This is a genomic window from Mesorhizobium sp. P2_A8 (assembly GCF_056404935.1).
In genome coordinates this window covers 139,666-166,040 of the sequence record NZ_JBFUDB010000012.1, presented here as the reverse complement: position 1 = coordinate 166,040, position 26,375 = coordinate 139,666, and the positions used below count along the sequence as shown (strand labels likewise).

Sequence of the window (26,375 nt, the reverse complement as noted above, 5' to 3'; positions counted from 1 at the left end):
TGCTGTTGGGAGACGCGCATGGACGCGAATTTGCATACGGATATATCGAAAAGCGCAGCCCTGTTTGAGCGCGCCAAATCCGTTTTGCCTGGCGGATGTAGTCGAAATACGATTTTGCGCAAGCCGCATCCGATCTACGTCGAGAGAGGGCAAGGGTGCTACGTCTACGATGTGGAAGGCGTCCGTCGCACTGACTTTGCGAACAATATTGCTTCGCTGATTCACGGGCATGCACACCCGGCGATCGTTGCTGCTGTCAGCGAGCAATTGGGGAAAGGAACCGCTTTTACCCTCGGCACCGAAGTCGAGATCGATTATGCCGAGTATATTCGTAGCCGCAATCCTGCCTTTGAGAGAATCCGCTTCGTCAATTCGGGCACCGAGGCGGTCATGGCGAGCCTCAAAGCTGCGCGGGCATTCACCGGGCGACCGAAGATCGCAAAGGTCGAAGGGGCCTACCACGGCCTTTACGACTACGCCGAGGCAAGCCAGACAGCCAAGCCGGACAATTGGGGACAGCCGGAGCGCCCGTCTAGCGTTGCAGTGTCGCGCGGCACGCCTCAGCGCTTACTCGACGATGTCGTTGTGATCCCGTTCAACGATGTGCGACGGGCGATCGAGATACTCGACGAACATCGCGACCAATTGGCGTGCGTGCTGGTCGACCTGCTTCCTCATCGCATAGGCGTAGTACAAGCGGCTCAAGATTTCATTCAAGCGCTGAGACGCTGGACCGAGCATAACGGGGCGCTCTTGATCTTCGACGAAGTGATCACGTTCCGGTCCAAATTTGGAGGGGCGCAGCAATGGTATGATGTCCAGCCGGACATCACGGCCTTAGGCAAGATGATAGGGGGCGGCTTTCCCGTCGGGGCCATTGCCGGTAGTACTGAGGTGATGGAAGTCCTGAACCCCCTCAATGGTCCGGCGCCTTTCCCGCTTTCTGGCACTTTCTCGGCAAACCCAATCACGATGATCGCCGGCCATACGGCGATGAAGTTGTACGACCGGGAGGTTGTTGACAGGCTCAACGCACTGGGCGACCGCGCACGCGGCTCGATCGGCGAGGCTATCAAGATTGCCGGCGTGCCTGCCTGTGTTACCGGCCAAGGATCGATGTTTCGAATCCATCTATCCGCGGATGCGCCTGCCAACTACCGGCAGGCCTACTTGTCGTCGGAGAAAGCTGGGCTTCTTTCGGCATTCGTCGGGCATCTTTTCGACGGCGGCCTGCTCATGGTCGAAACGGGTACTGGTTTCCTGTCAACGGCAATGTCTGAGCATGACATTGATGACATGGCGGCTGTGGTTCTCATCGCTCTGCGAWGGATGAAGCCTCATTTGTAACCGCGCCTCTGGGCGGAATGTGGAGGCAACGTGCGGCTGGAAGGTCAAGGTCGCTGACCGTCACGCCGCTGCTAAGCGGGGTCTGAGCCTGCAACCTTAGCGACCTGACAGCAGCGAGGCGGAAACGAAGGGCCTGACCATGGTTGAAACCGCCAATATAGGCTTGCCCGCACCGGACCTCGACTACGACGCAGTCTCATCGGAAGGAAAGGCATCATCTGAGAGCACGCTCAGGCTCAACATCCTTGTTCTGCCAGGGTTCTCGCAGCTTAGCCTTTCTTCGTTCGTAGAACCGTTTTATCAAGCGAATTGCAGCGCCGGCGAAAAGTTATTTGGCTGGCGAGTCATCGGCACAGATATGTCCCCCGTTGTAAGCTCGAGCGGGATCGCAATTTCGCCCGACATCGACATCAATTGCTACAGAAACAACGATGACGATTCCCCCATTGTAATAATCGGTGGCGAGCGCATCGAAGAGCAAAAATCACGTCTACTTTCCGCTCTCTTACGCCTGAAAAGTCATCGCAAATTGCCAATCTGTGCGATTGGAACCGCTGCTTGGTTGCTGGCTGACGCAGGGATCCTACATGGCGGCATGCGATGCACGATTCATTGGTCGAAACTTGCACCTTTAGGCGAAAAGTTCTCCGAGTTGGTCACCGAAGATTGCCTCTTTGTCCAGCATGGCTCCGTTACAACTTGCGCCGGTGAATTCGCAGCGTTCGATCTCGCAGCTGAAATGATCCGCCTTCGGCACGGAGAGGACCTGGCCCGGCGAGTTTGTGGTCAGTTGAGTGCGGACAGATTTCGTACAGGTAACCATTGCCAATCGGTGCCGCTTGGAGTGCGCTACACCGGTGCCGTCGAAAAGCTCATTTGCGTGATCAGACTGATGGAGGGGCACGTAGAGGAACCGTTGCCACTCAAGAAAATCGCTCACTCAGTCAGTTTATCGCGTCGCCAAATCGAGCGTCTATTCTCAAAGCATCTGAAAACTACCCCGATGACTTATTACTCTCAGGTTAGGCTCAAAAAGGCGCGGCAACTTCTCGAGACGACAGACATGTCGGTCATCGAGGTGGCAATAGCCTGCGGATATGTTTCATCTTCGCATTTTTCGAAAGCCTTCAAAGATCATTTCGGAAGGCTGCCGAGTCATGTTCGTCCCTGGGCATGCTCGGTCGTATCGAGATAGGCAGCCTAAATGCAGCGCAGTCTTAGGCGAATTGTGAGAAGCTATGCTAATGTCCGGTTGGCGCGCTTTGCAGCCGACATCAGCCAGCGCGTAAATGCGTTTACCGGTGGGTTGACGTCGCCAGCCGCGCTGACCACGAAATAGCTGTTATGCGTCTTCAGGGGCATGTCACTTAGCGGGATCAGAATTCCCCCCTCGAGCTCAGTTTCTATTAGATATTTCGGTAGAAGCGCGGCGCCAAGGGAAGCCGCGGCAGCCGAGATGATCATGGAAAACTGATCGAAATGCCGGCCGGTCAGCAGCCGCTTGTCGCTGATGTTGTTCATGGCAAACCAGTCAATCCAGGCGCTCTCGCGGGTGATGAGGTGCAGCAGCGGAGCCTCCGCGAGACGCGCCGGCTCGGTGGCCATGTGCATGTCGCGGAATTTGGGAGATGCTACCGGCAGCATTTCCTCATCAAACAGCTTGGTCATACGGGCGTCTGGCCAGTCGGCCCTTCCAAAATGGATGGCGACATCGAAGCGCTCTCGGGTGAGATCGAACGGTATTGTGCGGGTCTCCAGCCTGATATCGATATTGGGATGATCGCCCAGGAACGTCGCTAGTCTGGGGATCAGCCAACGACTGGCAAATGTTGGCAGTATGCCAATGCGCAACGTCGACATTCGCTCGCCGACTGCAATCGCCCGCACCACCGATTGCTTGAGGTTCTCGAGATCGATCGCTAGGTCCGCCGCAAACCGCCTGCCAGCCTCGGTTAATACGACCCGTCGTCCAACCCGCCTGAACAATGTCGCGCCCATCATGTCTTCAAGCTCTTTGACTTGTCGGCTGACTGCGCTTTGCGTGAGATGAAGCTCCTCAGCCGCCTGTGTAAAGCTTTCGTGACGCGCAGCGCATTCAAAGCTGCGCAACAGGGCATAGGAGGGGAGATTGTGGTGACCCACCGAATGCAAACTTAGCACCTTCTGTGAGCGGAACTCGTGCTTCGTATCTACTACGCTCATCGAGTTCATTTCAACAGCTCTCGGCAGCTGTTGGCTGCTTGGATCGCCGGCGCCGCCGCACGGCACCAGTCCGGCGCCTATCGCTGGAATCGCGTCGAAAGGATGATCGACGACTGGGTTTTTTCGACACCCTCGACGTCACCAATCACGTCGATTGTCTTGTCAAGCTCGCTGATCGATGGCGCGGCGACGTCGGCGATCAGGTCGAAGGCCCCGCTGACCGAATGGACAGACATGACTTCCGGAAGGGCACGAAGCGCGCGAACGACCGCGCCGAGCGCCTTAGACTTGAGGACAATCATGACATGAGCTCGAACCAGGCCGTGCTCGTAAGTGTCTGACAGCCGCACGCCATATCCGGCTATGACCCCCTCCTGTTCAAGGCGATCCAACCGAGTCTGAACGGTTGTTCGTGAGAGGTCCAGCTTGCGGGCAAGCACGGCGATGGGCGTGCGCGCGTCTTCGGCAAGCAGCATCAGAAGTTGGCGATCTTTTGCCGAGACCTGCATTTCGTCGAATTGTCCCTGCGATATGTCCAAAATGAATAGTAGTTTTATGAAATTCATCGCTGCAAATCAACCGCACGAGCTGAGAGACATGACGCGCTCGGACCCAAGTCGTGTCGCAGGAGGAAACAATGAAAGACGTCGTCGTCATCGGATCAGGAAAGATCGGATCCACTATCGCTCGGTTGCTCGCGGATACCGGGGACTATCATGTGACAGTCGTTGATCGCAGCGCGGATCAACTGGCGGAAATTGAAAGTGGTCCCGCCCTTTCGACGGCAATCCTCGATATCACCGACGAAGCAGCCTTGTCGGCTCAGCTGTCCGGCAAATTTGCTGTGCTAAGCGCGGCGCCTTTCCAGCTTACAGTTTCCATCGCCACTGCCGCTGCCAAAGCTGGGGTGCATTATCTCGACCTCACGGAGGATGTAGAATCCACTCGGCAGGTGAGACAGATCGCCAAGACAGCCAAGACGGCATTTATTCCACAATGCGGTCTGGCGCCCGGTTTCATCTCCATCGTGGCGAGCGACCTTGCCCGCAAGTTCGACAGCCTCGACAGCGTGCGGCTGCGCGTTGGCGCACTCCCGCAGTTTCCGAGCAACGCCTTGAACTACAACCTCACCTGGAGCACGGACGGGGTCATCAACGAGTACATCCAGCCCTGCGAGGCCGTCGTCAACGGCGAGCTCATTGAAGTGCCGGCACTGGAGGAGCGGGAAGAATTCTCGCTCGACGGCGTCACCTATGAGGCCTTCAACACCTCCGGCGGATTGGGGACGCTATGCGAAACGCTGAAGGGCAAGGTCAATACGCTCAACTATCGAACCATCCGCTATCCTGGTCACGCCGCGATCATGAAGGCGCTTTTGCAGGACTTGGGGCTACGGCACCGCCGTGAGGTACTGAAGGACATACTCGAAAACGCCCTTCCGACGACGCTCCAGGACGTCGTGATCGTGTTTGTCACGGTTTCCGGGCGCAGGAGCGGCAGGCTGATCCAGGAGACCTATGCGAACAAGATCTACAGCACGCAGATTGGCGGCCGCACCACGAGCGCGATCCAGGTTACGACCGCTTCCAGCATCTGCGCGGTACTCGATCTACTTGCTGACGGCAATATTCCGGCCTCCGGCTTCGTTCGCCAGGAGGACATTGCCCTCGACGCATTTTTGCGAAACCGCTTCGGCCTCTATTATCGCCAGGGAGAACCGGTGAAGGGCCATGGTGTTACTGTCGCCGCATGACCAGGCGTCTCCCCCTTCCTTCCTTGTCGGTCGGCGGAAGTTCCACGCTTAGACCTCGCTTTAACCCTCAGGCGGGGGCCTGGCGTTCACGGCGAAAATTGCTCCGGCTTCAAGCTGTCAGATCGACGCGTGAACGCAGTTCAACATGTAGATTAAGCTGAAGCTGCGTGATGCCGTCGATCGAGCCGTCTCAATTTGTATTCATTCCAATTCGGAATGAACTTCTGAATAGATGTCGATATCGAAGCCGGCAGAAGGATGGTTTGATCGCATCCAGATCCCTCGAGCAGCCGCAAGCGTCGGCTGCTTCTTTCTCCGGTTGGCATTCAGGAGGTCCGTATGACCATGCATGCTCAGATAAAGTCGCTCAGGATGTCGTCAATGACGGTCCACGCCGACGACATCCGGTCGCTGTTTTCGAATGCCATGTCGGAGATGTACCGCGCCGAGGTGCCGCAGTATGGCACCCTCATTGGGCTGGTAACCGACATCAACACTGCAACGATGGCGAGCGACCCGAAGCTGGAACAGGCGTTGCGCCGCAGCCACGAGTTGGACCGGCTCGGTGTCGAGCGTCACGGCGCCATTCGTCTCGGCACGCCGGAAGAACTTTTCAACATCCGCCGCATCTTTGCGGTGCTCGGCATGCATCCGGTCGGCTACTACGATCTGTCGGTCGCTGGCGTGCCCGTGCATTCCACGGCCTTCCGCCCTGTTGAAGACGATGCGTTGCGAAACAACCCGTTCCGCGTTTTCACCTCGCTTCTTCGCCTCGAGCTGATCGAGGACGAAGCACTGCGCAAAATGGCGGCGCGCATACTAGCGCAGCGACAGATATTCACCGCGCGCGCACTCGAACTCGTCGAGGTCTTCGAAGCCGAGGGCGGCCTTGAGCAGGCAGAGGCCGAGGAGTTCGTACGCGAGGCTCTGGAGACTTTCCGCTGGCATAGCGACGCCACCGTGACGCTTGCCACCTACAACAAGCTGCACGGCGCTCACCGGCTGATTGCCGACGTCGTGAGTTTCCGCGGACCGCACATCAACCATCTGACGCCGCGCACGCTTGACATAGACGCGGTGCAGGCCGGCATGCCCAAACGCGGCATCACGCCCAAGGCGGTCATCGAGGGCCCGCCGCGTCGCGACTGCCCAATCCTGCTTCGCCAGACCAGCTTCAAAGCGCTTGAGGAGCGAATCGAGTTCAAAGCAGCAGGGGCCTTGCTTGAGGGCAGGCACACGGCCCGGTTCGGTGAAATCGAGCAGCGCGGCGTTGCGCTTACGCCGAAGGGACGCAAGCTCTATGACAGGCTGCTGGCGTCGGTTCGCCGCCAGGTCCAGGTTGGCGCGGCAGGCTATCGTGCCGGTACCTACGAGAGCCAACTGAAAGAGCGGTTCAAAGAGTTTCCTGACAGTTGGAGCGCACTTCGCGAACAAGGACTCGCCTATTTTCGCTACGCACCGACTCGAGAAGGCTTTGCCGCCGCTGCAAGCAAGGAGATCCTGCCATCGGTCGATGAGCTCGTCGCGCGCGGCCATTTGCATTTCGATCCGATCATCTATGAAGATTTCCTGCCGGTCAGCGCCGCAGGAATCTTCCAATCGAATCTCGGTACCGACGAGCAGGAGAACTATTCTGAATGTTCCAATCGGGATGCTTTCGAACAAGGCTTGGGAGTTAAGGTCGCCAACGAACTTGATCTCTACGCCAAGGCGCAACAGGACTCGATCGACGAGGCATTGGCGCAGCTGAGCAAAGCAGCACGCAAAGCGCCATGAACACGATGGGGCGGATCGGGACGACGGCCGATTTATTGCGGATCTTCGGCGCGCTGGGGTGCTCCGGTTGCTGTGGCGACTTCCCGCCCAGCCTCGCTAGCCGAATTCTGTTCGCCGCTAACGACAGCATCTTTCTGATCGTACCGGTCGCGGTTCTTCATCCACCTGAGGAAGACGACTTAGACCGCCTTATTGCTCCTTCCGCTTCAGGCAATTTTGAGCGCACACCCCTTTCGGGCCGTGGCGGTGGAAACCGGCACCAACGGTCAGTCGCCGACGTCGGTGTCGCCATTGAAAGATCGCGGAACAGGAACCCGGTCAAGCGAGGCTTCATGCTGAAGCAGGTATGCTCCCGGTGCCACCAACTTACCGCATCTCTGTCACGCACCTGTCGCCGCCAATACGCATTGCTAACACTTGGAGGAACACCATGACTTCCCACGCCACGCAGATCGCCCGTCCATCACTCGCCGACGAGGTCGCCGCAATCCTCAGTCGCTGCGGGGTCGATGTCGCCACCGTGAACGCTGGCGAGCTTATCGTGAAATCACCCATTTCGGGCGAGACGCTAGCGCGAGTGAAGACGGTCGATACCGCAACCGCCAACAAAGCCATAGAGAACGCGCATTCGGCCTTCCTCGAGTGGCGACTGGTGCCCGCGCCTAAGCGCGGCGACCTGATCCGTTTGCTTGGCGAGGAGCTCAGGGTGGCCAAGGCTGACCTCGGACGTCTTGTCTCAATAGAAGTTGGCAAGATCCCTTCGGAGGGCCTGGGCGAGGTCCAGGAGATGATCGACGTCTGCGACTTCGCAGTCGGCCTGTCGCGTCAGTTGTACGGCTTGACGATCGCAACCGAGCGTGCCGAGCATCGGATGATGGAAACCTGGCATCCGCTCGGCGTCACCGGCATCATCTCGGCATTCAACTTCCCTGTCGCCGTCTGGTCGTGGAACGCGGCGCTTGCCCTGGTCTGTGGGAACCCTATCGTCTGGAAGCCCTCGGAGAAGACGCCGCTAACCGCGCTAGCGGCTCAAGCCTTGTTCGGCCGGGCGGTTAAGCGCTTCGAGGATGAAGGCGGAAGCGTCCCACATGGACTTGCGAGCGTGCTGATCGGCGCCCGGGATATCGGCGAGGTGCTGGTCGAACATCCGATGGTGCCGCTGCTCTCCGCCACCGGTTCGACGGCGATGGGTCGCGCGGTCGGTCCTCGCGTCGCCTCCCGTTTCGGTCGCTCGATCCTGGAGCTGGGTGGAAACAATGCGGCAATCGTCACCGCTACTGCGGATCTAGACCTGACCCTGCGCGGCATCGCCTTCTCAGCGATGGGCACCGCCGGGCAACGCTGCACCTCGCTGCGGCGCTTGCTCGTGCATGACAGCGTCTATGACAGCTTCATTCCGCGACTGAAGAAGGCCTATGTCTCCGTTTCGGTCGGCAACCCCCTCGAATCGGGAAACCTCATCGGCCCCTTGATTGACAAGGCAGCCTACGACGCACAGCAGGCCGCCCTTTCCGCCGCAAGGTCCGCTAACGGCAAGGTCTTTGGGGGCGAGAGGGTCGATGCCGGCTTCGGCGAGGACGCCTACTATGTCCGCCCTGCGCTGGTCGAGATCGCCGAGCAGACAGGTTCGGTTGAAAAAGAGACCTTTGCCCCCATCCTCTACGTGATTCGTTACGGTGATTTCGATGAGGCCCTGCGGCTGCACAACGCCGTGCCGCAAGGCCTGTCGTCGTCGATCTTCACCAATGACCTGCGCGAGGCCGAGACTTTTCTTTCAGTGCGAGGTTCAGACTGCGGCATCGCCAATGTGAATATCGGCCCATCCGGCGCCGAAATCGGTGGCGCGTTCGGTGGCGAAAAGGAAACTGGCGGCGGCCGCGAATCCGGCTCGGACGCCTGGAAAGCTTATATGCGCCGGGCCACCAATACCATTAATTACGGTCGTAGCCTGCCGCTCGCTCAGGGCGTGACGTTCGAAGTCGGATAGTTGAGCATCCACACCCGCGCAATGGCGAAGAGGCTTCTGCCCCGCGCCACGGCTTGCCGCCGATGTCCTGCTGCCTAACGCCGCGACGTATGTGCGGCGCGCCCTGCCGGTGTCCCTCCCCACCGGCAGGGCGCTATCCGCAAGAGGACGCCGAACCAAGCAACCGTTCCGCTTTGCTCAGCACCCCGATATGCGCTGGCGTGATCAGGTCGACTTTCCGGGCGAGCGCAAACAGTGCAGTCGCCGAGCCCGCCTTCCTTTCCAACTCGATCTCGCAGAGCGGCGCCTCGCGATCGGCTGCAACGACCTTTTTGAGATCCAAAGCGCCTTCGATCGTGCATCGCCATCGATCACATTCCAACGATGCCGTTAGACATGAACCTCGAACAAGGGCGCGAGCTTTGGGCCAGCCCCCGCAAGCAAGTCTCCGGATCTGCGTCGTCAACTATCGGTTTATCGGCGCCGACCGATCGCTCCCATTCCTCGCGTGTGAACGATCCGGTCGCGGCATCATCGCCGGCTTTGACGGTTTGTATCCGTTCATTTCCCGATTGCCGAATCCGAAGCGACAAGTCGCGCTGGACAGATCCCATCCGGGGGTGTCGAAATAGATGGATCTCTGCTGAAGAATGGTGGGCGAGGATCCGAACGGTTTTTTCTTCAGGAGCGACCCCGCACCCGATTGCGAAAGCTCGAGCTTAAGTTCCGTTTCCCTGCATGATGTCCTCGGCGCAGGGTCGCTTCACGGCAATCGGAGGGACCACCTGTCACAAACAACCGCCCGCCTCGGCCAATTGCGGCCGGACGTCAAGCCGGCGGGCGACAATGCGCGAGCCGGAACCACAATTCTCAGTCCTCGTTCATCTGATGATGCAGGAGAAGGACACGAAGATGGCTACCAAAGAAAAGAAAGGAAAAAAGGAGGCGAGCCGCGTGGTGAAGGGGCAAGAGTTGGAGGTAGAGCACCTGACAGAAATTGCCGACGTGTCGCCGAAACAGGCCCGCGCTTTGTTGCGCAAGCATGGTGCCGACTGGCCCAAGCTCAAAGACGAAGCCGAAGATTTGAAGGAAGACTGAAACTCCCTGCGGAGCTTTTTCACTCTCTGTCTCTCCGCCCCGTTGCGGAGCGGCATTGCCCGGCCTACTTCTGGCGAAGGGGCCGCTTTCGCCATATGAGACAGTCGGCCAGCCGGAATGGGCGCTGGCGAGGCTCCTAGGTACGTTAATGTAGCTTCAGCTAATAAAGGCGCTCTGCTAGACTGCTTGCGGGGAGCCAGGGACGGAGCATTTCCCAATGGATGCAACCGAATTGCAGGCGATCAGCGACACTTTGATGCGGATCGTGACGTCGGATATGACGCCCAAGCAATTGATCAAGGCGGCACGGAAAGAGCACCCGAACGCGTCAAAGAAGGACATCGCCCGCGCAGCGTTCTTTTCGATTATCGTCAATGCCGACCAGGACCACGGAAAGGTCAAAAAACCTACAGGCGTTCGCCATAGCCGAGCGTGTAGACGACGGCTCTTGACCAGAAGCATGGCGCTTGCATCCAACCAATGCCGACCGAATAGCAATTCGCGAGCAACAGATTGAGGTTTGCCGCACATGGTGGCATGGGAAGCGTCACACGATTAGGGCGATGCCGTTCAACTCGCGCATTTATCTGCCGGCCTCCTCGAAGAATAAAAGCGCCTGATCGCCACTCTGCATCTTATTGCGGACGAGCCGAGAAACCTCGAAACCAGCGAATGAGCCAGGCATCGCGCGAGAGGCTGCCCCCCTAAACGCGTTACCGCAATGCATTGCAGAAAGCCGCGTGGCGTCGAGATCCTTCGAGAAGGACGTTCAGATACCACTGCAGCATCTTGCTGCCGCGACCTTGGTGCATTGGCAGCAGATCCCCGAAGCGGTGCGCAGCGCGATTGTCGAGAGGGCGACAAGCGGTGCATTCCCCGACTGGCCGCACCACCTGATTGCATGAACAAATCGCGCGGCTTGTCCACTACAGCGGGGAGAACCGCGACTGATGCCCTTAGAGGCTAAGAAGTGCCGAAAAACGTGAGGGCGACGTCACTGCGATGCGGTCCGGCAGACAAGCCGTCCGACAAGACCGGCGCGATGCGCCCAGTGGACGAGGCCACTGACCGCCAGCCGCCGATCGCCTAAAGCAATCAGGCGGCCTTGCCTACCTTCAAAGCCTTCTCAAAGGCATCCTTAATCGGTTTGGACACGTCCTCGGTAGCTCTCAACATCAATGCCTGGAGGGCCTTGGCTTGCTCGGCGGACGTCTCGATCTGTTTGTGCAGGAATGCGGCCTGCAGCTCGAAGAACTCGGACGGCGACTTAACGGCAACCAGTGCTTCGAGGTGCGTGAAACCGGCTTCAGCATTGGCTTGCAGAGCGGCAATTGTCTTCAGGAGCATCTCGTTGCTGGTGGTCCTGGCCATTTCAAAGGTCGACTCTAAAGTCTTTTGAGTCGTTTCGGTGTCCGAGCTCAATTTGGAAAATACTTCCTTCGATTGCTCAACGCTCTGATCGGCGACAGCACGGACTTGCTCGGCAGCCTTGGACGGCTCGATGGTGGGGAATTCGGCGGTCTCGATCGATTCAGTCTTGCCGGTTATCTTGGACATTCTTCCATCCTTTTCCAGGGGCGGCCGCAAAGCAAAGCCGCCTTCTCCATCTACGAAATCGCCGCAACGGATTTATGAAGCTGCCATGAATTTGCGCGAGTGGGGCTGCGCCCAGTGCTGCGTGACTAGCGGTCAGCGAGGGCAAATTGGGGCTGACCGACCAATGTGGGACGCGGAGAAATCGAATTTTTTTAGTCGACGTTCGGCGGTCAACACAGGCCGCAGCGGCGGTACCCATTCCATCTCATCTGCTGCGCGCTTCGCCCTGTGGACAGCAGACGGCGAAGCCTCCACGGCCGCGAAAAGCTCGCGACGGTGGCTCGATTCCGGGACCGGGCTGCCATTTTTGGGAGGCGATCCGTGCCGGTGCCTGGCCCGGATCGTGCCATCTATCTCCTGAGCACGTCATAGTCGTCGTCCATTCACCGGCCGAACCTCCCGATCGCCGGACCCCTGATGAAGATTCCCTCTGGAAAGTGACGTCTTCTTTAGAGCGTGACGGTCTGCGCCGACTTGCCGTACTTGGCATGAAGCTGCGATTGCCCGCCGCGCGCGCGGCGAGGCGCTGTTACTCTACCGTCCAATGGCCTTTGGAAATGCGACAGGCGAACCACAATAATCATATTTAGGCTGAAGACTTTTCCGCGAACCGTAAAAAAGGACACGCGAGTCCTTCCGCTCCTTGCGCGGCCCCTCGAACTCGCTTGCTTCGGAGAAGGGAGGTCGCTCGTCAGTCGTACCTGTGTGATTCGGCAAACCGCCGTAAACGGTCAATCGCTGTCTTTTGGCTGTATGCTACACAGCTTGTCGAACAAAAACAGCTTGCCTTCTCGCACACTGTATTCAAGCGGCTTCTCATTTTGCCAGACGGCGATCGCGATGGCCACAGCATGCAGCCCGTTCCACGCATCGATGCGGCAAGGCGCGGCGTGTCGAAGCGGTTTGGTTCGAAATCTGATTGTCGAACTGCAGGACCAGCCCGAGCACTTGCACGCCTACCATTATGAGCACTGAGCGTGCTCGGGCCTCAAGACGGTATGGTGCGGCTGAAACGGCCCGCCGCGCTCGACTTCCTGAAGTTGATCACGACGCGAGTAACCATGAAACGTGTGGAAAAAGCACGGCCTTTCGTGCCGACCGAAATCCATGTCGGCACGGTCATGGACGAGAAAGGCACCTTTGGCATTCTCTCCATCCAGACAACTGAAGGCCTACTAGACATCGCGCTGGACCGGCAAGCCGCCGACACCATCATGAAGGCGTGAGGGCCGACCGCCCCGCCGGGCGAGGTGTCGTCGTCAATCGCAATATCTCGCGAAAATTATGGACGCGTGGCTTTTCATCAGAGGATGCACATGGCAGAAAATGCAGCCTACAGGCGGATAGCGCAGATTCCGGTCTGCGTCGACGAGAGCATTACCGCTGTGTCGTTCAGATCGAACGGCAATTTACGGCAATGAGATGACGTTCCCAGACAAGAAACGGGGCCTGTCTAACTATAAGATTGAGCTCGCGCGTGATTGTCGGAAGCCGCCCAAAGCGCACAATCCGCTCAAAACTGGACCCCAGGGGGAGCTAGATTCCGTCCGGCCGAGGCGAGTAAGGACGTCTTGGCAACACCGAATAGTTCGGCAGTCGGCGTGCCTAGGTTGCGATGCTGTCCTGACCGCCGGATGCCGGCCATACTTGTCTGTCACCAAGCATCAAGCGGTAGCCATCGACCATAAAGCCTAAGACGGCTAATGCCTCGGCCGCCGAATAGAAAATCGCAACAGGTATGGCGCGACATTGTCCATGCGCTCGAGGCGGTAGGCGTCGCTATGCGCTTGCTGTTCGTCCACAACGATGAACCGCTCCCCCAAGGAAGACCACGTTAGCCGTCATTCATGACACTTCCGTGAGGGAACCGAGCAACGACACCGTGTCTGTCAAACTCGTCAGCGCCGAGTTTTCGAAGAATGCGTCTTACTGGACGCAAACCTGGCGCGTCACTTCGCAAGGCCGGCGGTTGCGCTGGTGGCACTCGGAAAGAGCCATCTCTTCGGCGTCCACGATCGTCGCTTACAACTGCAGTTCATAGCGCGAGCGCTTCGTAGCCGGGATAACCCCGCGCCATGGCCGCACAGCTGTTGCGGAACCCCTGTTTCACCTCGATTTGGCTTACTTCCAACCATTCGCGGACCACAGGCGGTCATGTCGCCGCGCCCTCCAAGTCCTACCAGCCCAGAGCCTACGATCATAGCCGGAAGAAAAATCGCGTCGATTGATCCCGCTTGCGGGTTGCCCCGGTAGGTCGTTCGATCGAAAGCTTGGTACGAGGCGCAATTCCCAGATTCAATTCGAGCAGATGTTGGTCCAACTCCTTGTCCGCCGTCGTCAGACGATGGTTCAGCCGCAGATAGTCCATCCAGGTCGGCGTGCGGAAGGTTTCTGTCCAAAGCAAAGGATCCTGAAGATCGCGCTGGAGGTTCCAGTGCCGCGCACCGACGCGGCTTTGCACGCGCCGTCGTTCCTGCATCCGGTCCAAGAAAGGTTCGACGTTTGCCTCCGGTATCGAGTACTCGATCTTGACGACGATCGGCCCGCTTCTCGGCTTCAGGTCGAGAGCGAGCTGTGGCGTTTCGAAGCCAAAAGGATCCTGATCAGAATCTTGCCATTGACGGATAGGCATCAGGAAGCCGGTGGCCGCGACCATCATTAGCGCGCCGGCGGAAACCTCCAGGGCCAAGGTAAGCGAATAGGTCTCAGCCACTGAGCCCCAAAGCCAGCTGCCGGCCGCGATACCGCCAGACGAAAGCGCATAGTGGATCGAGAGCGTGCGGCCGACGACCCACCTTGGGCTTGCCAACTGGACACTCACGTCGAGCCCCGTCCAGGTGACAACCCAGCCCGCGCCGCCGAGCGCCAGCGCAATAGCCGCCACCACGACTGAAGACGTGAGAGCAAGAGATAGACAACACGCCGCACAGGCAATGCATGCCAGTGTTGTCAGCCGTTCCTGGGACAGAGACCGCCTCAAGACATTGTTGCAAATGCCGACGCATAGGGCACCCGTCCCGAAGCCGGCCATCAGGACACCGTAAACGATTGGGCCTCCGCCCAGTTGATCGCGGGCGACGAGAGGCAGAAGCGCGAGTATGGAGATGCTGGTCAGGCCGAAAAGCGCTCCACGCGCGATGGCCGCCTTGATCTCCGCAGACAGGGCCGTGAAGCGCGCTCCGTCATGGATGGCAGTGGTCAATGGCTCGCGCGGGAGAGGGGAAGCGCGAACATCCCATTTGCGGCGCCCTATGGTCCACAGCAGGGCTAAATAGGTTAGTGTCGCCACAGCGAAGGCTGTTAGAGGTCCAAAGGAGGCAACGACGATGCCACCGAGCGCCGGGCCGACGCTTCGAATGGCGTTGTATCCAACCGAGATGAGCGTGACCGCGGCCGGGACTTCGCGTTTTCGCAAGATATCGCCCACCGACGCGTGCCAGGCTGGATCGGTGAAAGCGGCGCCGGCTCCGGCCAAACAGCTGAAGGCGAGAACCATCCATGGATTGAAAATCCCCAGCGCCGCAAGAACAGTCAGCATCGCCGAGGACAACGCTATCGCGCACCAGCCGGCGAACATGAGATTGCGGCGGCTGTAGTTGTCAGCCAGGGCCCCGGCGAAGATCGACAGGACGAATACGGGCAGTGTGGTCGAAGCCTGCACCAGGGCGACCATCACGTCCGAGGTCGAGATGGTCGCCATCAGCCAACTGATGGCGACAGTTTGAATTAGCCAGCCAAGGCTGGCGACCTGGGTGGCAAGCCAGATCGAACGAAAGGTCACATTCTCGAGCGGCGCAAATGTCGCCGACGAAGCTGGACTCGCATCTTCGTGCGCCACCCTGCTCATTGGGTTGAGCCCTCCTTCGGTCTATAGGTCGTGTTAGAGGTGCCCTCCCGGCGCACGTGCCCATGGAGGAATGGCACCATGAGCGCATTTTATCGGGGCAGCGCAAGATATTTCTTTACCGCTGGCACTCTGGCGCAAGCGATTACTTCATCTGGAATTGCCACGGACGTGCATTCATGATTGCTGGGGTCTATGTCACGTCCTCGATTGCTGCCCGAAAGGAATTTCCCGGGCTACGCGTACCTGCCTGGCAAATATCCGCATCCGGTTCGCGACCCCTTGGGTCACAGTTACCAAAGCGACCCGGTGACCGTTGTTACGGTCGAGGAATCACTCAGCTCAAACGTGTTCCGATGGGGCATCGACCTTTTCAACCACGGCTATTACTGGGAAGCCCATGAGGCTTGGGAGCCTCTATGGCATGCTGCGAAACAAAGCGCCCAGCATCGACTTTTCTTCAAGGGATTGATCCTATTGGCAGCGGCCGGGGTGAAGATCCGCGAGGGAAAGAGGGTCGCTGCCGCGCGCCATGCGGCAAGGGCCGCAGCGCTCTTTCGCCGGGTGGCACTTCGGCCGAGCCGGCTCTTTGAGGCTGCGGTCGGAATGATCCCCGCCGCCCTCGCTGTCGGAGCCGAAACGGCCACAACTTTTCCGACTGTTTTGCGAAATCCGACACCTGGCCAGCTGCCTGAGCCTGTTTTTGATTTCATTCTCGCGCCCAAATCCGAGAGCGGCTGACAGGGCGGCTCTTCGTTATCTGGATGCGCTGCCGGACTGGCATGAACAGTCTGACAAGGGCAGATTCAATTGGGAGCGGTCGACCTACCGCTAGGCCCGGATCTGGCGGAGAACCCAAGGCAGGCGCCGCTTCCATCGTTGACCTCGCGGCAAAGGAACATCTTTCTGCCAGCGCTTTAACTTGCGGGTTCGCCTGCCTCCAGGCTGTGCGTTCGATGCTTCTGGCATCGACGCTTCCTCAACCGTTGGCGGCTTAGGAGACGATTCGTCGGGCACGATCACGCCCTGGGCGTTGGATACCGCTTCACCGGTAGTTGGCAAGGGCTGAGAACGAACATCGTCGGAGAAAATCGGCTGCGGGATCGCTTCAGCGATCGCATCTTCCGTCTTTGCTTCCGCGACGTCGTTCGCGATGGCAGCCAGGTCGATGCCGCCCCAGATCGACTGTGGCCGCTTTACCAGCGCACGCTTCTGTTTGATCTCGACGACAAAGGGTCGCTGTGGCTGCCTCATGGTGATCTCGCGGATTTTTGGGGGCGTTGCTGATGTCCTCTAGGCGGAGCGCACGCCTTCGTCCACCCGCCGCCACGCATTCTCCAAAGGTTTTCGGAGACTTTGCCGCCGTCCAAGCCACGACGAAAGCTGCTCGCCGCCGGCACCCGGGCCAGCGCTCGCGATCTCTTGTCCAGCTTTCAGCGCGATCGCCACGACGATCATATCGCCCACGCAGTCGCCTTTATTAGGCCCATCGCGAAGCCGCAAAATATTCAAAATGCAATGAAGATGGCCGCTACCCTTGTCCATACTCCCATGTTCCCGAGTGTATCGGGCCCGTCCAACGCATTTTTGGAATCGGTCACCTGCGACTGATTCATGCTGCTGATGGACGTCAATGTGCCGGATGGCATGGGTGCCGGGCACGGATTGCCGCACGCAAGCGCCTGGCAATCCCAAAGCTGCCGCACTCTGGTGCACATAGCATCGGCTTCCCTCCACCGGGTTGAGACGTCGCAAGAGTGGCGCTGACCCAGGCTTGTTCCGCAGCCCATTGTCGTTGATCCAGACGCGCGGGGTGATGCACCCTGCTCGATTTCCTGGATCACCGGTCGTTAGTGTAGAGCGGCAGCGTAGCCTTGCGCTGGACCTCGAGCTCCGCCGGCGACATCGTCGACCGCAAGCGCAGCTCGACATCGACGGCCTCCGCTGAGTTCGCCTCACGCCCGTAGCCTGAGGCAAACATGAGGGCCAAGCCTACAATCAGGCGTTCCCATATACGGCGTGCCACCGGCCCGCCCATTTTGCAGCGAGCCTGTGGAGTTCCTTCACAACCTTCGGTAACGATAATCAAAGTGGATTTTCCGCTTAAGCGCTTTATTCAAGTTTTGGCCGTAGATTTCTTCCCAGACAGGTGATCATCCTGCCTGGGGGAAGAGCATGTTGAAAGTCTACACTTGCATTGCGACCCAGCACGATCTGCGTCTGGTCGCGCTAGCGGCCTTCATCTGCGCCCTGGCCTCCTTCACGGCCGTGAATCTCCTCCACCATGTCGGGCGCAGTGAAAGCGAAATGCGACGGATCTGGCTGGCCGTCGCCGCGGTCGCCACCGGCTTCGGCATCTGGGCGACGCATTTCATAGCCATGTTGGCCTTCCAGCCCGCCGTACCGAGCGGCTACAACATCGCCTTGACGATCATGTCGTTGCTGGCCGCGATCGCCTTGACCGGGACGGGTCTCACGATCGGCATCTCGCCACGCGTTCCTCATGGACGCTGGATCGGCGGTGCGATCGTGGGAGGCGGCATCGCGGTGATGCACTACACTGGCATGGCCGCATTCGAGATCGCGGGCCGCGTCGTCTGGGACGTGCCGCTCGTCGCGGCCTCAATCATTCTTGGTGGGCTGTTCGGCGCGGCCTCATTGCCGGTTGCCCTTCACGCCAACACGGTCAAATGGAAGGCGCTCGGCGCCCTCGTGCTGACGGTAGCGATTTGCAGCCACCATTTCACGGCGATGGCCGCGGCTGCAATCATGCCAGACCCGCGCATTGTCATTTCCGCAACGGCGTTGCCCGCGGACTGGATGGCGGCTGGCGTGGCCCTCGTTTCGATCCTCATCATCCTTTTGGCCATCATCGGCCTCGCCCTCGATGTGCGCGATCTCCGTCGCGCCGGCGAGGCAGCGCGTATGCAGGAGCTGGCCGACGCGGCCGTCGAGGGGCTGATCGTGTGCAACGAAACCGAGATCGTGGCAGCCAATCGCAGTTTCGCCGCGCTTGCCTGCGTCGACGGCTCTCAGCCGGCCGGCCGGCCGCTCGCCCACTTCTTTCCCACGGTTTCCCAAGGCGAGTTCACGGGCACTGCGCAAACGCCGCTTGAGGTGGGGCTACGTGCGACGGACGGCAGTACTGTCTCGGTTGAGCTGATCCGGCACAGCATGCTCTATGCCGGCAAGCAACACCAGGTTCTTGCCGTGCGCGATATCCGCGGGCGCAAGCGGGCGGAGGAGGAAATTCATTTCCTTGCCCACCACGATCCCTTGACCAAGCTTCCAAACCGCACGAGCTTCAACGAAAAGCTGGAGGCCGAGTTTGCGACGCATCGCAGCGCTGAGCGGTGCCTTGCCGTCCTCTTCCTCGATCTCGACCGCTTCAAGGAGATCAACGACCTCTTCGGCCATCTCGTCGGAGACGCTGTGCTGCAGTGTGTGGCCGACAAGATCAGGGGCGTCCTTAAGCCAGGGCAGATGGTTGCGCGCTTGGGCGGCGACGAGTTCGCGGTAATTGTTCCCGGTCTGCCGAGCGCGGGCTATGCGACGCGCACTGCTGAAGCCATCCTGGACGCATTCAACGACACAGGCGCCAACCTGCCCGCCGGCGTCTCCATCGGCACCAGCATAGGCATCGCTGTATTCCCGAACGATGCACCCGATCGGGAGACGCTTCTGAGCCATGCCGACGCTGCGCTTTATGAGGCAAAGATGCAGGGGCGCGGCCTTTATTGCGTTTTTGAGCCGGCCATGGGTGAGCATCTGCGCGATCGCCGCCAATTCGAGCACGACATCCGTCACGCGATCTCGCGCAAGGAACTCCGCCTCGTCTATCAACCGCAGGCGCAACTCCTGTCCAACGAGGTCTTTGGTTTCGAAGCGCTGCTCCGGTGGGATCATCCGGAACGCGGCGCCGTTCCGCCGGCGGTGTTCATCCCGGTCGCGGAGGAGTGTGGCGCCATTCTGAAGATCGGTGAATGGGTGCTGCGGACCGCCTGCGCCGAAGCGGCAAGCTGGCAACAACCGCTAGCAATCAGCGTCAACGTTTCGGCCATGCAACTCCACGGCGGGAATTTGCCCGAGCTGGTCGGGGCAGTGCTGAAAGAAACCGGTCTCGATCCGTTTCGCCTCGAGCTGGAAATTACCGAAACTTGCCTGATCAAGGATATCGGGCGGGCGCTCGCTGCCCTGCGTCAGCTCAAAAGCCTTGGGGTTCAAATCGCCATGGATGATTTTGGCACGGGATACTCGTCGCTATCGAATCTGCGGGCATTCCCGTTTGACAAGATCAAAGTCGATCAGTCTCTTATCCGGGCGGTGGATACCAGCGATGAGGCGGCCGCCGTCATGCGCGCGGTCTTTGGCCTCGCTCGGGGCCTCAAGCTCCCGGTCCTGGCAGAGGGTGTCGAAACGGACGCGGAGCTGGCCTTTTTGCGGCAAGAAGCCTGCGATGCGATCCAGGGTTACCTACTTGGCCGACCCTGCCCGATTTCCGAATTCGCCCAGCATACGAGCGGCAAAGGCAGGACGCCCGCTTCCCGACGGCAGAGCATCCACGAACTGCGCCTGGTCAAGAACAGCGCGGCGTAGTGCGCAAGCGCGTCGCACGTTCGTGGTGAGACTCGCGAGCGTTCGGAGATGATGCTGGGTTCCACAGATCAACAGCTCATATGCTGAGATGGTGGCGCATTTCGGAAACTCGGTTCTGCCCGCTCAGCCGCGATCGACGGCTGCGCCTTCCCGCGTTACATCGAACGGGCGTAGCGCCTCGAGCAGCGGTTCGCCGTGCCGCTGATGCTTATCCTGCAGAGCGCGATTCGGGAGGTCGAAACCATCGCCGAATTTCGATCCTTTCGAGAATGAGCCGGCTCATTGAATCAGCTTAGTCTAGCAGGTATCGAAAAAGACAGCGCGATCGCCAACAGACAATTGCGAAGACATGTAGGATCAGGTTATGTCGGCGATGTGCTAAGGGAGCATCGCGGTTTTCGCCATCTTCGAATTTCCGAAGCCCTCCGTTTCCCAACTGGGCTGTCCAATTTTTGCGGTTGAAATTTACTTTTTTCCGAAGTGTTCGATGCTAGGGGACCAACACGCAGCTACTACTCTAGCGTGGGGGGAGCGAAAGAGTGATGCAGCGTCTGTATGCCGCAAGGTTTGGTGATCTTCTGGCGGGAGACCTGCGAGTTTTTGGCGGGCCCTCGACAATCGAACCCCTTGCCGGCCGAATCAGGGCGGAGCAGGTCAGTATCGTGCTTCGCAACACGCCTCTTGGCATGGCTGCGAACATACTCAATGCGGCCACTCTTGTTATGGCGCTTTGGGGCTCCCCGGACCAAACGAAAGCCATCCTCTGGGCGAGTGTCATCATCGTCGCCGCTGGTTTCGTCGGCCTAAGAGCGAGATCTTCGTTTCAGTCAGTCAAACCAAGGTCGGTGTCTCGCCGGACAACGCAAAACCTGGTGCGGAACGCGTTCCTGTTCGGCACATGGTGGGGAGCACTTCCCGTTCTGTTCTTCAGTGGGGCAACAAGTGCCGCCCAGGTCGTCATTACCTGCCTGAGCGCCGGGATGATCGCAGGCGGTGCCGCTTCTTTTTCCACGATTCCTATTGCGGCCGTCGCGTATACGCTCCCGATTTTCGTCGGTTCGATGCTTGCGATCGCGTGGGTGGAAGGCGCCATCAATCTGCCCGTCGCAATCCTGATAGTGAGCTACGCCATCACGCTGTTTCGCGCGGTGCTTGCCCACGCGTTCGAATTTACCCGACGCTTCATTCTGCAAGCGGAAAGCGAAAATGCCATTCGCAGGGATGTTCTAACGAGGTTGCCAAACCGGTTCAGCTTCAACGAGCGGCTGGAGAACGCGTTGGTGGACGCAAAGCAGTTTGACCAGCACTGTGCGTTGCTTTTGTTCGATCTTAACAATTTTGCCGAGGTGAATGATCGCTTTGGCCGAGCCATGGCGGATGCCCTTTTGGTCGAAGTGGCTGCGAGACTTCGGAGATCGACGCGGGAGAGCGATGGCATTGCCAGATTGGAGGGTGGCGAATTTGCAATAATCGCTACGCGCGATATCAGGCCAGATCAGATCAGGTCCTTGGCCAAAGAGATCATAGAGGCCATGCGCCCCCCGTTCTTGATCGAAGGGCGCGAATTATATTGCAGGGCCTCTATCGGCATCGCTTTGGCCCCCGCTGACGGTTTGGATGCCAACCAACTCCTGCGGTGCGTCGACACCGCGTTATACAGGGCCAAGACGCTGGGGGCGGGCTCCATCCAGTTTTTCAGCGCAAGCGACGATGAAGCTGCTGCAAGGCGCCATGTCCTTGAACGCGATCTGTCATCTGCGCTGGCCAATGACCAGCTTTGGCTCGCTTTTCAACCCTTTCTCGACCTCGGGAGCGATCGCATCCGAGGTTTTGAAGCGCTTCTGCGCTGGCAGCATCCGACCCTTGGCCAGATCCCTCCGACGGAGTTCATACCCATCGCTGAAGAAACGGGTTTGATTCACTCCATCGGACACTGGGTCGTCAAAACGGCTTGTTTGGCAGCGGCGCGCTGGCCGCGCGACTTGCGGGTCTCCGTCAACTTGTCGGTAATGCAGCTTAAGAACAAGGCCTTGCTGGATGGAATTGTGGTGGCCTTGGCTGAAGCCGGTTTGGAGCCCCGAAGACTCGAGGTCGAGATCACAGAAACTGTGCTGATTTCGAATTTTGAAGAAACGATTTCATTCTTACAATCGTTAGTTTCTCTATCCGTCACAGTTGCTCTTGACGATTTTGGCACCGGCTATTCATCACTGACCTATCTTCGTAAACTGCCTCTTTCGCGCCTCAAGATCGACCGATCTTTTGTCCAGGATATGCTCACCGATGCGGACTGCGCCGCGATTGTACGATCATTGGTTGAGCTGGCGCATGAGCTTCGAATCGAGGTAACAGCCGAAGGCGTAGAAACTCCCGAACAGCTCGACTATCTGCGCTGCGTCAGATGTGACGAAGCTCAAGGCTATTTAATCGGGAAACCTATCCGGATAGGCGAAATTCCTGGCATTGCCGCGGAGCCGGTGGGTCTGGAGCCAGGTATTTGAATAGCAGGACCGGCACTTTTGCAGCGTGGTCTGGTTGTCTCGTATCTCGATGGTCACGTCGCCTTGCTCAGGTAGGCTGAAGGCAGCAAATCCATACAACCCTGGGAGTAGCCCTGTGGCGAAGCGGAGGGTGCGGAGCCGCTTCCTCGTGGGGGGTCAACGCTGGAAGATGTACCAAGCGTTTCGTACGCAATGGTCGGAACGATGCAGATTTTTTTGCCACCTGATGAGCCGCTCTTGCAACAGTATGTATGGAATCGGCCTGCTGGCTTACCGGAGGGCATCACGCCGCTGCCTTCCTCTTGAACCGTCATTGCCCTGACAACACATTCTGCGAGTGTCGGCGGGTGTCGATGAAGCGCCTGTTCACGCAGACCAGTCGTTCAGTAGGTCGGGAGGAACCAATGAACCCTGAGGCTTTCAGCAGCCCAGTTTTCGTGAAGCGTGCAACCTACATCGTGCAGGAGATTGCCAGCCTTGCGGACGCTATCGATTTCCTCAATGACTGGCCAGAAGATCGCAGAAACCTGATCCACGAAGCCGCCCTCAGGGCATGCTATGATGCATACGATGGACGAAAACCTGTAAGCGCGGCGCGCAATGCCTTTTTCGGCTTTGCGAAACGCGCAGCGATATTGGAAGATGCAATTTCCGCCATGCAATGGCTCGCTGCCTGCAAGTCGGGCCGTGGAAAAGTGCAGGTATAGGCATCTGGCACGGGGCACGCCGTGGTGAGCATTGCGTCGAGATTTCACGGATAGCCGAAAGCAAAAGCAGGTCTCGACATTAGCGGCGCGATCCCACCATGAATCAGGTACCGCACATTGATCGCGAGGGGCCAGGTTCTGCGAGCAGCGGAACCGTTCGGCTGGGCAAAAAGATGCGATCGAGGCTATTTGCCTCACAGGAGCGCTGACATTGGCTGGCTTGAGCAGATTTGAGAGGCCAGTCGTTGTTCAGGTTAGCCATCACAGCTCAGAGCGGATCGTGTTCGAGGTCAATGACGCGGCCGCTATCTTGCTGCGTGATCTTCAACGTCAGACCGTGAAACGGAAGGCCGCGATGGATGCCTGTCTGCAGGTATTGCGCGGTGAGGCTTATCCAGCGGCTGCTCGAAGAGCTTTCGTGGCAGCTGCGCTTGAAGCAAAGATCCTGCGCAGCGATTAGAAAGCTGGGATGCTCAGGAACTGCTGACTGGCCATCGCCGGGACAGCCGTTGGCCTGAAACGATGATGTGAACGCTTGTCCAGGTTCGGTATTCCCAGGCTTTGCAGGGCCGCGCTCACATCGTGGCGACCACCTAGCCTGACTGCGGTACAACGGCGGCGTCGGCGCGAAGCTCACCTCAAGGTGACGAATGCGACGGTTTCTGCGGACCGGAGCCGCCGCCCATCGAGGTGCGACTTTTGCTTCACATGTTCGAGGATCGCTTGCGCCGGCGGCTCCGCGAATTCGCAAGCGGATGCTTCAGATGCCACCCATGCAGAGGTATTTCATTTCCAGATAGTCCTCGATCCCGTGGCGCGAACCCTCCCTTCCGATGCCGGATTGCTTCATGCCGCCGAAGGGTGCGGCTTCCGATGACATGCGTCCGGTGTTGATTCCCACCATGCCATATTCCAAGGCCTCGGCCACACGCCAGACACGCTGCAGGTTCGAGGCATAGAAGTAGGCGGCCAAGCCGTAGATCGTGTCATTTGCCTCGTGCACGACCTGATCCGCATCGTCGAAGCGAATGGTTGGGGCCAGCGGTCCGAACGTCTCCTCCTGCGCAATCGTCATCTCGCTGGAGACTTCAGTGAGGACCGTCGGTTGAAAGAATGTGCTGTCCTTGCCAATGCGTTTGCCTCCACAGCGAATTGTACCGCCTTTTGCGACGGCATCGGCGATATGCGATTCGATCTTGGTGAGCGCATGCCCGTCGATCAGCGGGCCGATGGCCACACCTGGATCGAAACCGTCACCAACCTGAAGCTGGCGAACCCGCTCGACGAACTTGTCGACAAATTCATCGTGAACGCCCGATTGGACGTAAAGCCGGTTCGCGGAAACGCAGGTCTGGCCGGCGTTGCGGAACTTGGCCTGGATCGCCCCGTCGACCGCCGCATCGACGTCAGCATCGTCGAACACGATGAAAGGCGCATTGCCGCCGAGTTCGAGGCTGACCTTCTTGATCTGGTCCGAGCACTGGCGCATGAGCAGCCGGCCAACCTCGGTCGAGCCGGTGAAGCTGATCTTGCGGACCGTGGGGTTTGTGCAGAGTTCTCGTCCGACGGCATCGCCTTCAGAAGCGTAGACCAGGTTGACCACGCCTTCGGGAAAGCCAGCCTGATGCGCAAGGGCGAACATTGCACCGGCAACGAGCGGCGTCTGTTCAGCAGGCTTGAGCACGATCGTGCAGCCCGCCGCCAAGGCCGGAGAGATCTTGCGCGCCACCATGGAAGCCGGGAAATTCCATGGCGTAATCGTGCCGACGACGCCGATCGGCTGCTTGATCACCAGCAGGCGACGGTCCGTCGATGGCGCGGAGATGGTCTCGCCATAAATGCGGTTGGCCTCTTCGGCGTACCATTGCAGGTAGGCCGCCGCATGCGACACTTCCGATTTGGCCTCGGCAAGGGGCTTACCCATTTCAGCGGTCAATATCGCGGCAAGGTCATCGGCGTGGTCGATGATGAGCTGATGCCAGCGCCACAGAACGTCGCTGCGCTCACGCGCCGTCAATGCCGCCCATCCAGGCTGCGCTTTATAGGCTTTGTCGATCGCGGCGCGCGTCTCCTCGACACCCATGTCGGGAAGCTCCGCCAGCACTTCGCCCGTTGATGGGTTAAGGACCTCAAATGTCCGTTCACTGACTGGTTTGCCAAGCGCCGGCAGGCGGTCAAGGCTGCCAAACAGGTCAGGAGATTTGAGGTGGCGGATCAAAGGCGGGAGCAGCGGCAATGTCGATTCCCCAAAAGGCTCTTGGCCTGTCCGGCCGGGTGGACATCTACTGCGCACGTGTGGCTTTTGCATAGGACCACCGCTCACGAAAAGTCGTGCGTCCCTTGCGCCGGGTGAACCCGTTGCGGGGAAGGCTTACGGCCAGCGTCCGACGATGCCGGCGAGGCCCAAACCGTCCGCCAGCGGCGGCGGCGGCCGCAGCCCCCACTTGCTCAAAACGAACGACTTCTCGTCGCCTTGGCTCGCAGCGTTTGCCTTATCGCCCCGTCCGTCTCGGGTATCGCATCGGGGTCGTAAGGCGTGTCGTAACGTGAAGCCCCATCGGGGTTCTGGACGATACATGAGGGGTTGCGGCGGCCGGTAAAACCGAGGCTTGCAAATTTCTCGTTTTTGCTGGGCCTGACGCAGAAGTTTCGGTTATGAATCGCGACTGGCCTGAGGGCCTGCCCACAATTGTTACAAAGGAAACCGCGTATGGCGACAGGATCGGTAAAATGGTTCAACAGCACCAAGGGATTTGGATTTATCCAGCCCGACAATGGCGGTCAGGATGTTTTTGTCCACATTTCCGCCGTTGAACGGGCGGGACTTTCGACCCTCGCTGATGGCCAGAAGATCAACTATGAGATCGAACAGGACCGCCGCACCGGCAAGTCCTCGGCTGGCAGCCTCAGCAAAGCCGGCTGAATTTTTTACCCTGGCTCCCGTCAAGGGCGGATGGACGCGATAGGTCCAGGTGGTCTGACGCCGCGT

General features: G+C 59.0%; 23 protein-coding genes and 1 pseudogene. 15 read left to right on the top strand and 9 right to left on the bottom strand.

Features of this window, described 5'->3' with window-relative positions:
• Positions 1–18 precede the first annotated feature (18 nt).
• Positions 19–1,347: an aspartate aminotransferase family protein gene (locus tag AC1D10_RS31905; RefSeq protein ID WP_477278765.1), complete on the top strand. Its 1,329-nt coding sequence runs from the start codon at positions 19–21 to the stop codon at positions 1,345–1,347.
• A gap of 139 nt (positions 1,348–1,486) precedes the next feature.
• Positions 1,487–2,542: a GlxA family transcriptional regulator gene (locus AC1D10_RS31900; protein WP_477278764.1), complete on the top strand. Its 1,056-nt coding sequence runs from the start codon at positions 1,487–1,489 to the stop codon at positions 2,540–2,542.
• Positions 2,543–2,583: 41 nt separating this feature from the next.
• Here the strand turns inward: AC1D10_RS31900 and AC1D10_RS31895 are convergent, their stop codons facing one another.
• A complete protein-coding gene (locus tag AC1D10_RS31895) occupies positions 2,584–3,558 on the bottom strand; it encodes a LysR substrate-binding domain-containing protein (RefSeq protein ID WP_477278763.1) in 975 nt (324 codons plus the stop codon).
• A 68-nt stretch (positions 3,559–3,626) separates the two neighbouring features.
• Positions 3,627–4,058 (bottom strand): Lrp/AsnC family transcriptional regulator, encoded by a 432-nt coding sequence (locus tag AC1D10_RS31890; RefSeq protein WP_477278811.1) that lies wholly within the window; start codon positions 4,056–4,058, stop codon positions 3,627–3,629.
• A 128-nt stretch (positions 4,059–4,186) separates the two neighbouring features.
• On the opposite strand from AC1D10_RS31890, the gene AC1D10_RS31885 reads away from it, so the two are divergent.
• The 3 genes from AC1D10_RS31885 to amaB all read left to right on the top strand — a co-directional run bounded on the left by AC1D10_RS31885 (position 4,187) and on the right by amaB (position 9,065).
• Positions 4,187–5,302: a saccharopine dehydrogenase family protein gene (locus AC1D10_RS31885; protein ID WP_477278762.1), complete on the top strand. Its 1,116-nt coding sequence runs from the start codon at positions 4,187–4,189 to the stop codon at positions 5,300–5,302.
• Positions 5,303–5,674: 372 nt separating this feature from the next.
• Positions 5,675–7,078 (top strand): 2-oxoadipate dioxygenase/decarboxylase HglS, encoded by a 1,404-nt coding sequence (gene hglS / locus AC1D10_RS31880; protein WP_477278810.1) that lies wholly within the window; start codon positions 5,675–5,677, stop codon positions 7,076–7,078.
• 430 nt (positions 7,079–7,508) lie between these two features.
• Positions 7,509–9,065 carry an L-piperidine-6-carboxylate dehydrogenase gene (gene amaB / locus AC1D10_RS31875; RefSeq protein WP_477278761.1) on the top strand — a complete coding sequence of 519 codons (1,557 nt, stop codon included), beginning with the start codon at positions 7,509–7,511 and terminating at the stop codon, positions 9,063–9,065.
• Positions 9,066–9,510: 445 nt separating this feature from the next.
• Here the strand turns inward: amaB and AC1D10_RS31870 are convergent.
• Positions 9,511–9,768 (bottom strand): annotated as a pseudogene (locus tag AC1D10_RS31870) (hypothetical protein); the annotation flags it as partial.
• A gap of 122 nt (positions 9,769–9,890) precedes the next feature.
• Here AC1D10_RS31870 and AC1D10_RS31865 point away from each other — a divergent pair.
• The 3 genes from AC1D10_RS31865 (at position 9,891) to AC1D10_RS31855 (ending at position 11,047) form a co-directional block, all read left to right on the top strand.
• Positions 9,891–10,142 (top strand): hypothetical protein, encoded by a 252-nt coding sequence (locus tag AC1D10_RS31865; protein WP_477278760.1) that lies wholly within the window; start codon positions 9,891–9,893, stop codon positions 10,140–10,142.
• A gap of 217 nt (positions 10,143–10,359) precedes the next feature.
• Positions 10,360–10,659, top strand: coding sequence for a hypothetical protein (locus tag AC1D10_RS31860; RefSeq protein WP_477278759.1), 300 nt, complete (start codon positions 10,360–10,362; stop codon positions 10,657–10,659).
• Between the two features lie 223 nt (positions 10,660–10,882).
• Positions 10,883–11,047 (top strand): hypothetical protein, encoded by a 165-nt coding sequence (locus tag AC1D10_RS31855; protein ID WP_477278758.1) that lies wholly within the window; start codon positions 10,883–10,885, stop codon positions 11,045–11,047.
• A gap of 190 nt (positions 11,048–11,237) precedes the next feature.
• Here the strand turns inward: AC1D10_RS31855 and AC1D10_RS31850 are convergent, their stop codons facing one another.
• Complete coding sequence (locus AC1D10_RS31850; RefSeq protein ID WP_477278757.1) at positions 11,238–11,699, bottom strand: phasin; 462 nt, start codon at positions 11,697–11,699, stop codon at positions 11,238–11,240.
• A gap of 1,037 nt (positions 11,700–12,736) precedes the next feature.
• Between AC1D10_RS31850 and AC1D10_RS31845 the strand changes: the two genes are divergently transcribed.
• The gene (locus AC1D10_RS31845) at positions 12,737–12,964 is read left to right on the top strand and encodes a hypothetical protein (protein ID WP_477278756.1); all 228 of its coding nucleotides are present in this window, start codon (positions 12,737–12,739) and stop codon (positions 12,962–12,964) included.
• Between the two features lie 971 nt (positions 12,965–13,935).
• On the opposite strand, the gene AC1D10_RS31840 is transcribed toward AC1D10_RS31845, so the two are convergent.
• The gene (locus AC1D10_RS31840; protein ID WP_477278755.1) at positions 13,936–15,585 is read right to left on the bottom strand and encodes an MFS transporter; all 1,650 of its coding nucleotides are present in this window, start codon (positions 15,583–15,585) and stop codon (positions 13,936–13,938) included.
• 306 nt (positions 15,586–15,891) lie between these two features.
• Here AC1D10_RS31840 and AC1D10_RS31835 point away from each other — a divergent pair, with 306 nt between their 5' ends.
• On the top strand, positions 15,892–16,323 hold the full coding sequence (locus AC1D10_RS31835) for a DUF309 domain-containing protein (RefSeq protein WP_477278754.1): 432 nt from the start codon (positions 15,892–15,894) through the stop codon (positions 16,321–16,323).
• A 90-nt stretch (positions 16,324–16,413) separates the two neighbouring features.
• Here AC1D10_RS31835 and AC1D10_RS31830 read toward each other — a convergent pair whose 3' ends face one another.
• From AC1D10_RS31830 to AC1D10_RS31820, 3 genes are all read right to left on the bottom strand, one after another.
• Complete coding sequence (locus tag AC1D10_RS31830) at positions 16,414–16,836, bottom strand: hypothetical protein (RefSeq protein ID WP_477278753.1); 423 nt, start codon at positions 16,834–16,836, stop codon at positions 16,414–16,416.
• A gap of 39 nt (positions 16,837–16,875) precedes the next feature.
• A complete protein-coding gene (locus tag AC1D10_RS31825) occupies positions 16,876–17,127 on the bottom strand; it encodes a hypothetical protein (protein ID WP_477278752.1) in 252 nt (83 codons plus the stop codon).
• A gap of 295 nt (positions 17,128–17,422) precedes the next feature.
• Positions 17,423–17,563, bottom strand: a complete 141-nt coding sequence (locus AC1D10_RS31820; RefSeq protein ID WP_477278751.1) for a hypothetical protein — start codon at positions 17,561–17,563, stop codon at positions 17,423–17,425.
• Positions 17,564–17,757: 194 nt separating this feature from the next.
• Here AC1D10_RS31820 and AC1D10_RS31815 point away from each other — a divergent pair, with 194 nt between their 5' ends.
• The 4 genes from AC1D10_RS31815 (at position 17,758) to AC1D10_RS31800 (ending at position 23,846) form a co-directional block, all read left to right on the top strand.
• Positions 17,758–20,178, top strand: coding sequence for a bifunctional diguanylate cyclase/phosphodiesterase (locus AC1D10_RS31815; RefSeq protein WP_477278750.1), 2,421 nt, complete (start codon positions 17,758–17,760; stop codon positions 20,176–20,178).
• Between the two features lie 542 nt (positions 20,179–20,720).
• Positions 20,721–22,679 carry a putative bifunctional diguanylate cyclase/phosphodiesterase gene (locus AC1D10_RS31810; RefSeq protein WP_477278809.1) on the top strand — a complete coding sequence of 653 codons (1,959 nt, stop codon included), beginning with the start codon at positions 20,721–20,723 and terminating at the stop codon, positions 22,677–22,679.
• Between the two features lie 404 nt (positions 22,680–23,083).
• Positions 23,084–23,386, top strand: a complete 303-nt coding sequence (locus tag AC1D10_RS31805) for a DUF982 domain-containing protein (RefSeq protein WP_477278749.1) — start codon at positions 23,084–23,086, stop codon at positions 23,384–23,386.
• A 211-nt stretch (positions 23,387–23,597) separates the two neighbouring features.
• The gene (locus tag AC1D10_RS31800) at positions 23,598–23,846 is read left to right on the top strand and encodes a DUF982 domain-containing protein (protein WP_477278748.1); all 249 of its coding nucleotides are present in this window, start codon (positions 23,598–23,600) and stop codon (positions 23,844–23,846) included.
• A gap of 300 nt (positions 23,847–24,146) precedes the next feature.
• Here AC1D10_RS31800 and AC1D10_RS31795 read toward each other — a convergent pair whose 3' ends face one another.
• Positions 24,147–25,622 (bottom strand): NAD-dependent succinate-semialdehyde dehydrogenase, encoded by a 1,476-nt coding sequence (locus AC1D10_RS31795; protein WP_477278808.1) that lies wholly within the window; start codon positions 25,620–25,622, stop codon positions 24,147–24,149.
• Positions 25,623–26,096: 474 nt separating this feature from the next.
• Here AC1D10_RS31795 and AC1D10_RS31790 point away from each other — a divergent pair, with 474 nt between their 5' ends.
• Complete coding sequence (locus AC1D10_RS31790) at positions 26,097–26,309, top strand: cold-shock protein (protein WP_477278747.1); 213 nt, start codon at positions 26,097–26,099, stop codon at positions 26,307–26,309.
• Positions 26,310–26,375: the final 66 nt, after the last annotated feature.

Coding starts and splice junctions, on each gene's coding strand:
- AC1D10_RS31815 (WP_477278750.1), top strand. CDS start 17,758: ATGTTGAAAGTCTACACTTGCATTGCGACCCAGCACGATCTGCGTCTG.
- AC1D10_RS31850 (WP_477278757.1), bottom strand. CDS start 11,699: ATGTCCAAGATAACCGGCAAGACTGAATCGATCGAGACCGCCGAATTC.
- AC1D10_RS31885 (WP_477278762.1), top strand. CDS start 4,187: ATGAAAGACGTCGTCGTCATCGGATCAGGAAAGATCGGATCCACTATC.
- amaB (WP_477278761.1), top strand. CDS start 7,509: ATGACTTCCCACGCCACGCAGATCGCCCGTCCATCACTCGCCGACGAG.
- AC1D10_RS31830 (WP_477278753.1), bottom strand. CDS start 16,836: ATGAGGCAGCCACAGCGACCCTTTGTCGTCGAGATCAAACAGAAGCGT.
- AC1D10_RS31890 (WP_477278811.1), bottom strand. CDS start 4,058: ATGCAGGTCTCGGCAAAAGATCGCCAACTTCTGATGCTGCTTGCCGAA.
- AC1D10_RS31865 (WP_477278760.1), top strand. CDS start 9,891: ATGCGCGAGCCGGAACCACAATTCTCAGTCCTCGTTCATCTGATGATG.
- AC1D10_RS31805 (WP_477278749.1), top strand. CDS start 23,084: ATGAACCCTGAGGCTTTCAGCAGCCCAGTTTTCGTGAAGCGTGCAACC.
- AC1D10_RS31810 (WP_477278809.1), top strand. CDS start 20,721: ATGCAGCGTCTGTATGCCGCAAGGTTTGGTGATCTTCTGGCGGGAGAC.
- hglS (WP_477278810.1), top strand. CDS start 5,675: ATGTCGTCAATGACGGTCCACGCCGACGACATCCGGTCGCTGTTTTCG.
- AC1D10_RS31840 (WP_477278755.1), bottom strand. CDS start 15,585: ATGAGCAGGGTGGCGCACGAAGATGCGAGTCCAGCTTCGTCGGCGACA.
- AC1D10_RS31790 (WP_477278747.1), top strand. CDS start 26,097: ATGGCGACAGGATCGGTAAAATGGTTCAACAGCACCAAGGGATTTGGA.
- AC1D10_RS31825 (WP_477278752.1), bottom strand. CDS start 17,127: ATGGACAAGGGTAGCGGCCATCTTCATTGCATTTTGAATATTTTGCGG.
- AC1D10_RS31845 (WP_477278756.1), top strand. CDS start 12,737: ATGGTGCGGCTGAAACGGCCCGCCGCGCTCGACTTCCTGAAGTTGATC.
- AC1D10_RS31900 (WP_477278764.1), top strand. CDS start 1,487: ATGGTTGAAACCGCCAATATAGGCTTGCCCGCACCGGACCTCGACTAC.
- AC1D10_RS31820 (WP_477278751.1), bottom strand. CDS start 17,563: ATGTTTGCCTCAGGCTACGGGCGTGAGGCGAACTCAGCGGAGGCCGTC.
- AC1D10_RS31895 (WP_477278763.1), bottom strand. CDS start 3,558: ATGAACTCGATGAGCGTAGTAGATACGAAGCACGAGTTCCGCTCACAG.
- AC1D10_RS31860 (WP_477278759.1), top strand. CDS start 10,360: ATGGATGCAACCGAATTGCAGGCGATCAGCGACACTTTGATGCGGATC.